This window comes from Bernardetia sp. (genome assembly GCF_020630935.1).
Taxonomy (GTDB): Bacteria; Bacteroidota; Bacteroidia; order Cytophagales; family Bernardetiaceae; genus Bernardetia.
The window spans coordinates 1-7,920 of the sequence record NZ_JAHDIG010000110.1; the positions used below are offsets into that span (position 1 = coordinate 1).

Sequence of the window (7,920 nt, forward strand, 5' to 3'; positions counted from 1 at the left end):
TGATACAAGGCTATAAACTAGCTAATCCGAAAAAATATGGGACAAGATAAGGGCTATAAACTAGCTAATCCGAAAAAATATGGGACAAGATAAGGATTCCATCTTGTGCTTACTTTTTCGTCAGCATATGCTGACAAAAAAGTGCGTCCAAGCATAATACTTGAACGAGAAATAATAAGATAAAACCCATTCTATATCTAATTAAAGGTACTTTTTCTATTCACAAAGTTAAAGTTCAACTTTTTATAAAATTATACCAGCTAACTACTTCATACAACCGTCGTTGAGACTCAAATGCAGCCCTCAACAAGGTTTTTCACAAACATTCCATTTCTAAAATCCAATCTACTAAATTTTCATATACACCCTGCACAGCAAAAACACCATTCCTACGCAATCGAAGCTGTGGCAATAAATTAGGCTGCAAATTTACCATAAAAAAACACGGAGAAATTCTGTGCTTTTGGCGATATTCTTTAAGCAGTTTGAAAGGAAATTGAGGTTGTTTTTGCTTCCATTTACTTAAAAAAATAATACGTGAATAGGTTTCTTTTTCTTGAATGAGTTTTCTTAGAGCTACTGATAAATTCCCACGCTGCGAAGTAGCATAATTCATCATGGAATCTTGCAAACGATGTTGAAATGCTGCTGGGTCTTTTTGGTTTTGGGTATAGTATGTATTTAATGCTTCTTCACTCAAAATTTTTAACTGCACAGCATCGTTTGAAAAAACAGATTTTTTATTTTTTGAATTTTGAAAAATAAATGCAGAAAGCCAACTCGCTTTTTCTAAAGCCTTTACTTCAGTTGTGAGGGCTTCATCCAAAATAATAAGTGTTTTACCAAACCTTTTATTATCGTTCTTATCATTGAGAAGCGAAATATTCTGAATAGTTTGTGGTAAAATTTCTTGTAATAATTCTACTTGAATATCATTTGCTTTTGTAAGGTCTGGATATAATGTTAGGAAGTCTTCTTCAAAAGGCTTGCGTTCAAAAATACGTTCTACCTTTCCCCTAATTTCCTTAAAAAAAGGAATCATCTCTTGCTCTTCTTGTGCTGTTTGTTTGTAAATAGAAGCGAGTTGTTTACGTGCTTTAGAAAGTGTATTTTCTATATCTTCCTTTGTTACTTGGATGATATTTTGTATTGTTTTTCTTGCATCTTCCAACTGGTTACGAAGCTGATTCCGAAGGGTGGAGAGTTCTTCCTTTTGGCTTTCTTTTGTTTTGTCCCAATAACTCTGACGCACCTCATTTTGATAAAGATTCTGAAAATCTTCCAAACTAAGTCCTTTTCGTACTTTTTGTTTTTGCTTTTTACTCAATTTGTTTTCAATAACCTCATTGAGAAGATTTTTCGAAGTATCTTTTTCTGTTTCTGTATTATTTTTTAAATGTTGTATTTGCTGTTTTTGAGCATTATTTAGCTGTTCTGTCAAATGCTTATTTACGCCTTTTGCTACCTCAAACATTTCTTGTAAGGCTGCTTGCATAGAGGGGCGTGCCTGCTCCAAATACAGTTCTTGAATATCTTTGAAGGCAGATATTCTGCCACGAATCCTGTACAAAATAGTATCTTCCAACTCTTCTAAATGAGTCGCAATATCTTGCAAAACTCCTTGAATTTCTTCAGGAGAATAAAAGTATAAACGCTTTATTTGTTCTACTTTTTCTGAATAAAAAACGTCTGCCAACTCCCCAAAAAAACCTACTTTTCGACGCAAATTTTTTAGAGCCTGTCTTTCAATTTTTCGCCAGCCTTCTTGTTGTACTAAAGAAGGAGGAAGTTCGCTCAAATAATCCTCTTCAAATGTAGAAAGTAGCTTATTGATGTGTATGCTTCTTTCCATAATATGCGCCATTTGTTGAGGAGCTTCTCTAAGATTTGGCTTATTGATTTGTGTAAAAAATAGACGTTGATGTTCGTCTAGTTCATGAAAAACTAGCATCAGCCTATGATAGCCACCAAAAAAAAGCTCTCCTTCCCATTTTTTAAAAATGCGCTTAGAAGCTACTTGCAAACGGTGTAATTCCTCTTCTTGTTCTGCAATGATACTTTCTACAAACTCTTGTGTATGCAAAATTCGATGCACTCGCTTGACATACGCCTTATGAATCTCTTGATACGACTTGAGAATTTGAAAAGGCGAAATTTTATCTTCTTTTTCCTCATTCTGCTCGTTTTCTAAATACATTTTTAGCTTTTCTAATGCAGATTTTAACGTTCTTGGCGAATTTTTAAAAATCAGAGGCAGATATTCCAATATTTCTTGGCTAGAAAGCTCATCAGTAGAAATAAACTTACTCCATAATTGACTCTGACGGTTTCTTTTTTCTTGATACGAACCTTTGCGTAGATGTGCTTTAGTAAGTTTTTGCTTCCACTCTTTTATGGGAATTGTTTTAGTAAAGTTTGCTTGTAGAAAAGCTTTATCTATTTGCGCATCTAAGTTGGGATGGCAAAGGTTCAGACAGTCTGCCAAACGTTTTTTTTTGTGAGGGAAATCTTTAAAAAAAATTTCAAATTCTTTTTTTACTTTGTTTTCTAAAGAAATTTTTATTGATTTTTTAAGTGAATTTGGAAAAGGCTTACCAAAAGATTCAGTATAAAACTCAAAGAAAAAAACAGCATCTTGAACTGTCTGTAATATTTCTGTAAAAAAACCTTTTTGCCCATTTTCATTTTTTTGAAAATATGCCATCATAGCAAGAATTTTCAAAACTATTTCATCAAACCCTTTTAGTTTTGCATAAAGCAATACATCTCGCATGTGGTAGGGCGAAATATAGGATAAAAAATATGTCCATTTTTCTCTTCCAAAGTTTCCTTCTTGATTGATATAGCCTTTTGTCAAATGACTTTTGGCAGCAGCTTCATCTTCTTTTTCTCCATAGTGAATCGTCAGAATATCTTGAAAAAAACGTTTCTGATAGGGTGAGAAGGAGGTAAGAATAGATGCTACAACTTGTGGTGAATAGTATGTAGAAGAGATGTTTTTTTGCATTTTCAAAAATACAATTTATTATATTTAATTACCAAAAGTAATCATATATAATTTATTGATAAAGTAAAATCTCTATTTTAATCTATCCTATGTAAAATATATTTTATACTTTGACACCTATGATGGTTATATCATCACGCTGTTCTGTGGTCTGTTGAAAATTATCTAAGTAACTTACTAATTGAAGATACTGTTCTACAAGAGGTTTGTCAGAAATATCTTTCAAAATATCTAAGAACTTCAGTGTTCCTATTTTTTCTCCACTCGGACTGTTTTGGTCGACATAGCCATCAGTTGTAAGATAAAACACTGTATCTTTCGGTACATTTATCTCATTGTTTTCAAATGCTTTTTCTACTTTTTGTTTACCTCCAATAGAGCGTCTTGTGCCTTTAAGTGTTTCTAACTCCTGTTTTTCAGCATTTGGAATCGTATAATACAAGGCTCGTTTTGCGCCTGCAAATTCTACTCTTACACTATCTCTTGCTTCAGTCTCTTTATGGAATGCACAAAGGCATACATCCATTCCATCATTGTTTGATTCTTGATTTTGATGAAGGGCTTTTACCAAACGTTTATCCAATTCTTCCAAAATACTAGCAGGAGTAATTTTTGGTATTTCATTGATTATTTCCATAAGAATAGAATATCCAATCATTGACATAAATGCCCCTGGAACTCCGTGTCCTGTACAATCAATAGTAGCCAAATAGGTAATATCTTCTTTTTCTACTAGCCAGTAAAAATCTCCACTAACAATATCTTTAGGATTATAGAGAATAAAATATTCGTTGAATTGCTTATCAAATTCGTTTTGATGTGGCAAAACTGCCCCTTGGATAGTATTTGCATAACGAATTGAATCTGTAATATTTCTATTTTTATCTTCAATCATTTTATATGCCGAAACATTGTCTAAAGCAATCGAAGTATAGGCTGCCAGTGTGCGTAATACGGTTAGTTCTTTTTCTCCATACGCATTTTTTTCTAAACTTTGAACTGTAATTACCCCCACTGGTTTTTGCTCAACAAGTAAAGGAAGATACACAAAAGATTGAGGTACTTGTCCTATTTTTACTTTGAGTTCTTCGCCTGTTTGTTCCTGTACTTTCTCTAATTCTGCATGAAAATTGTTTTCTATGATTTCTTCTTGCTTCGTAAAAGAAATGACAGCTTTACTTTCAGTCTCTTCTAACCTATCGTAATGAAATGGCAGTTCTTCACCATTTTCAATAAAACCAGAAAACTCTAGGCGTTGTAACTTCGGATTATGCAAACCAATACCAAAAAATTCGGCTGGCATAAGTGAATTAACATTTTTATAAACTGTTTTTACTAAATCTTCTTGATTTAAGATTTGTGTAATTTTTTGTCCGATTTCTGAAAGAACTTGAATGTTTTTGTATGACTTTTCTACCTCTTCTTTTTGAAGTATTATTTCTTGATTTTGTTTTTGGATGGCTAAATTTGCATCTACTAAACTTTCTGCTTGTGCTTCAATTTCTTCCTTTTGTTGATTAATTTCAGCATTAGCAAGCATTACATTATTAGCTTGCTGCTCTATTTCTTCCTTTTGTTGCTGAATTTCAGCAGTTCTCTCCTCTACAATAGCTTCTAGTTTTTCCTTATCTTTTTCTAAACGACGTGTATTCCACTTGACAGCCGACCAAATAAGTGCCACTCCTAAAAGACCATATAAAACATAAGCAAACCAATGACGATACATAGGAGGTTGTATTGCAAAAGAATATGCTGCTACATTACTTACTTTTCCATATATATTTTTACCTTCTACTTCAAAAATATAGTCTCCTTCATAAAGATTGGTATAAATAGCTTTTGAGTCTGTTGTCCAATCACTCCATTCCTCATTAAAACCTTTCAAACGATAACGATATAGAGAATTTCCTTCTCCAAAACTAGGCAAAGCAAATTCAAAAGTTATTGAATTGAATTTATAAGCTAAATCTTCCTTTAATGTTATTGGCAGATATTCATCTGTTCGCTGAGGTAACTTAGGAGCAAAACCTCCATACACAATAGAATCTTTCCCAATTTGCACTTTACGAATAAGTATATTTCTAGCTGTATAATAATCTGAGTCTGCTTTTGGGTCGTATCTAAAAACGCCTTCTGAACCACCAAACCACATTGTTCCATCTGGAGCTAAATAATGCGCCAAAACCATCATTTCAGGGATTTTTTTGAAAGGCGTTTCATAAAGCTCATAGCTTCCATCAGCTTGTTTTTTAGCTATTCCGATAGCACCAGAAGAGGATTGTAATCCCGCATACATCAAATTACCATTTTCGCCTTCTTGAAATGAAAAAATATCTCGGCTTCCATCTGTAAGGCTTGTTCCTTCCAGCTTTGGTGCAAGAATCATCCTATCAGTTGCTTTATCATATTTGTAAATTCCTTTTTCTGTGGCAAAAATAATTTCATCTTGAAAAGGATAGACCAACACATTTTTGAGAGAAGCAAAACCTTTATCTTCTTTGTAATATTTTATTTGGTCTGCACTAACTTCATCAGGATTTTCATAATAAGGAATTTTGATTGCTCCGTTTCTAAATGAGCCTAGCCAAATATTTCCCTCCTTATCTTCTGCTGCCATTCTAATATCATCTTGTAGGTCAGAAATATATTCTTCTAGTTCCCATTTTCCATCTTTGTAGTTCATTGCACGTATTCCGTTTCCGTGCAGCAAAAAAATACGATTAGGACTTTTCTTTGACTTATAAAACTCGTAGGGCGTAGCAGTAGTCCTTAACACTCGTTTGGCTGTCGAATCACTTATTTGGTGTATTCCGTTATTGTCACTAACCAAAAGCATTTCCTTTTCAGTAGTTCCATCAGGATTTTGAGGAGCAAAACGGACAAATGACCAAGTTTGTGTATTCAGAGGAGTATCTCCTTGTACTTTTTTAGCTTTATAACCATCTAAATAGAATAAACCTTGATGTGTACCGACGTATGTTCGTCCTTCATAATGATGAATAGTTTCTACAACTCCATCAAGCCCTGTACTTTTGTCCCAAAATGAAATAGGAGAAGCTATTTCTACATGAGAAATACCTTTGTTCATCGCTACAAATAAGTTTCCTTTGTCTGTAAGCATTATCTCATAGATAGCATTCGACAAAAGTCCTGTTTGTTCATTTATATTTTGTTTGATATTTCCTTGCTCATCTAATATAAAAAGTCCGTCTTGAGAACTTTGCACTAAAATATCTTGATTTTTGAGACGTATCATTTTTGAATAAGACGAGAGCCCAAAATTTACTTTCTTAAGAAAACTTAGAAACTGTGGATAGTCTTGTGTAACGTCTTTTGGCATAGCCGTTTCAAATGTCTCTGTCGGCACTTCATATATTTCTCTGCTTGTTACCCTAAGCCTGTTGTCTTCTTCTACTTCATACCTTCTCAATCCGATGAGAGTGGTCGTATTTGTTTTAGGAAAAATAAAATCAATAATAGCATTCTCATAAAAACCTTTATTTTCAACATCAATAAATTCTTTATTAGAAAGTTTTTGTAGTCCTTTTGGTCTGCTCCAATAATAAAGCTGTTGGGCTACTTGAAACTTCCAAGGGTAAGCCGAGGTATAAGAAATTGTATCTACTTTTTCATTTTCTATGATGAGAGAGCTTCTACCCAAAGAAGGAGAAGAACAGTAAAAAATAACTTCATTTTTTTGTTGATACACTTCGGCAATTCTACTTAAAAGAAGAGTAGAATCTAAGAGGTGTCTTAAAGATGTATATGCTAGATAATTTGTAGAGGTAGGTAAAAGATAGCCAAATTCATCCACACTGCCTATATAAATAGTATCATTAATGCCTTGTTTTTTATTTAGTATAGAAAAACCTGCTCCCTTTCCATCAATAGGAATAATCCTCCAATTTTGCCCATCAAATTCTAATACTCCATCTCCATTACCAACATACATCACACCACGAGAATCTTGTGTGAGACTCCAATTTTGGACATGGGCTTTATATTCTTTTGAAGTATAGTTATATATGAATGGCTTGCCTACTTGTCCTTTAGCAATAAAAGAACTAGACAAAAAACATATAAAAACAGCAATAAAAAACTTAAAGTTATATTTAAGTCGTTGATTTTTAATTAGATATAGCAATTTTTTCTAAAAATAAAAATAAAGCTACTCAAACTAGGGAATAACAATGGTTTTTGAGAAGCAAGGGTACTAATTAATTTGACTATTATAAAAGTAAACAATTTATTAAATAAAAACAACCCTTATTTTTAGCATTTTGACACTATTTCAAAAAGTATTGAACGCACATAATTACGATTATTTACTTAGTCAAAGTCTATTTTTTCGTAATCAAAAGGATTTGGTTTGCCATTTTTTTGAGGAGTTACTTTGTACATTTTTTCTATAGTATCTCCTTTTATATACGTTTCTACTTTAATGCCTATTAGATTTTTTGAATCATCTGTCATCCACCATACTTTATTTTGAGGCTCTAAAATATAATTATCATAAAGTCCCATAAAGGCTAAACCTAGTGTTGTATCATTCACGTTCATTATCAATGTCTCAGTTAGGCGCATAGGAGAAGCAGACCCAAGTTTATTATAATGATTATATAAATAATACAATGAGGTTTGGTAACGACTTACAAGATTAACCTGCTTTACTATTTGATTATTCCCTTTATACTCTTTTAGTTTCCTTAAAAATTTTTCTGTGTCTCCTCGTTCAGAATAGTAATATTTATGTAGAAAAGGTAAAATGCGATTATTTTCTATTTTTCCTTCTGTAAACATAGCATCTAGCAATTTTTCTCCCATTTGTACAGTATCTTGAATAACTCTATCTCTAGGATGATTTCCTTCGCTATTTATCTGAAATTCCATACTATTAAATCTATTATTATATA

The 7,920-nt window shown here is 32.6% G+C and carries 3 protein-coding genes; all 3 read right to left on the minus strand.

Features of this window, described 5'->3' with window-relative positions; all coding sequences use genetic code 11:
* Positions 1-316: 316 nt before the first annotated feature.
* Positions 317-3,007, minus strand: a complete 2,691-nt coding sequence (locus QZ659_RS19450; protein WP_291728558.1) for a hypothetical protein — start codon at positions 3,005-3,007, stop codon at positions 317-319.
* Between the two features lie 103 nt (positions 3,008-3,110).
* Positions 3,111-7,079, minus strand: coding sequence for a SpoIIE family protein phosphatase (locus tag QZ659_RS19455; protein WP_291728560.1), 3,969 nt, complete (start codon positions 7,077-7,079; stop codon positions 3,111-3,113).
* 257 nt (positions 7,080-7,336) lie between these two features.
* The coding region (locus QZ659_RS19460) for a hypothetical protein (protein WP_291728562.1) at positions 7,337-7,920 on the minus strand (584 nt) is incomplete at its 5' end.

What these genes read in the sequence shown, in the direction of transcription:
- QZ659_RS19450 (WP_291728558.1), bottom strand. Translation starts at nt 3,007, where the DNA reads ATGCAAAAAAACATCTCTTCTACATACTATTCACCACAAGTTGTAGCA.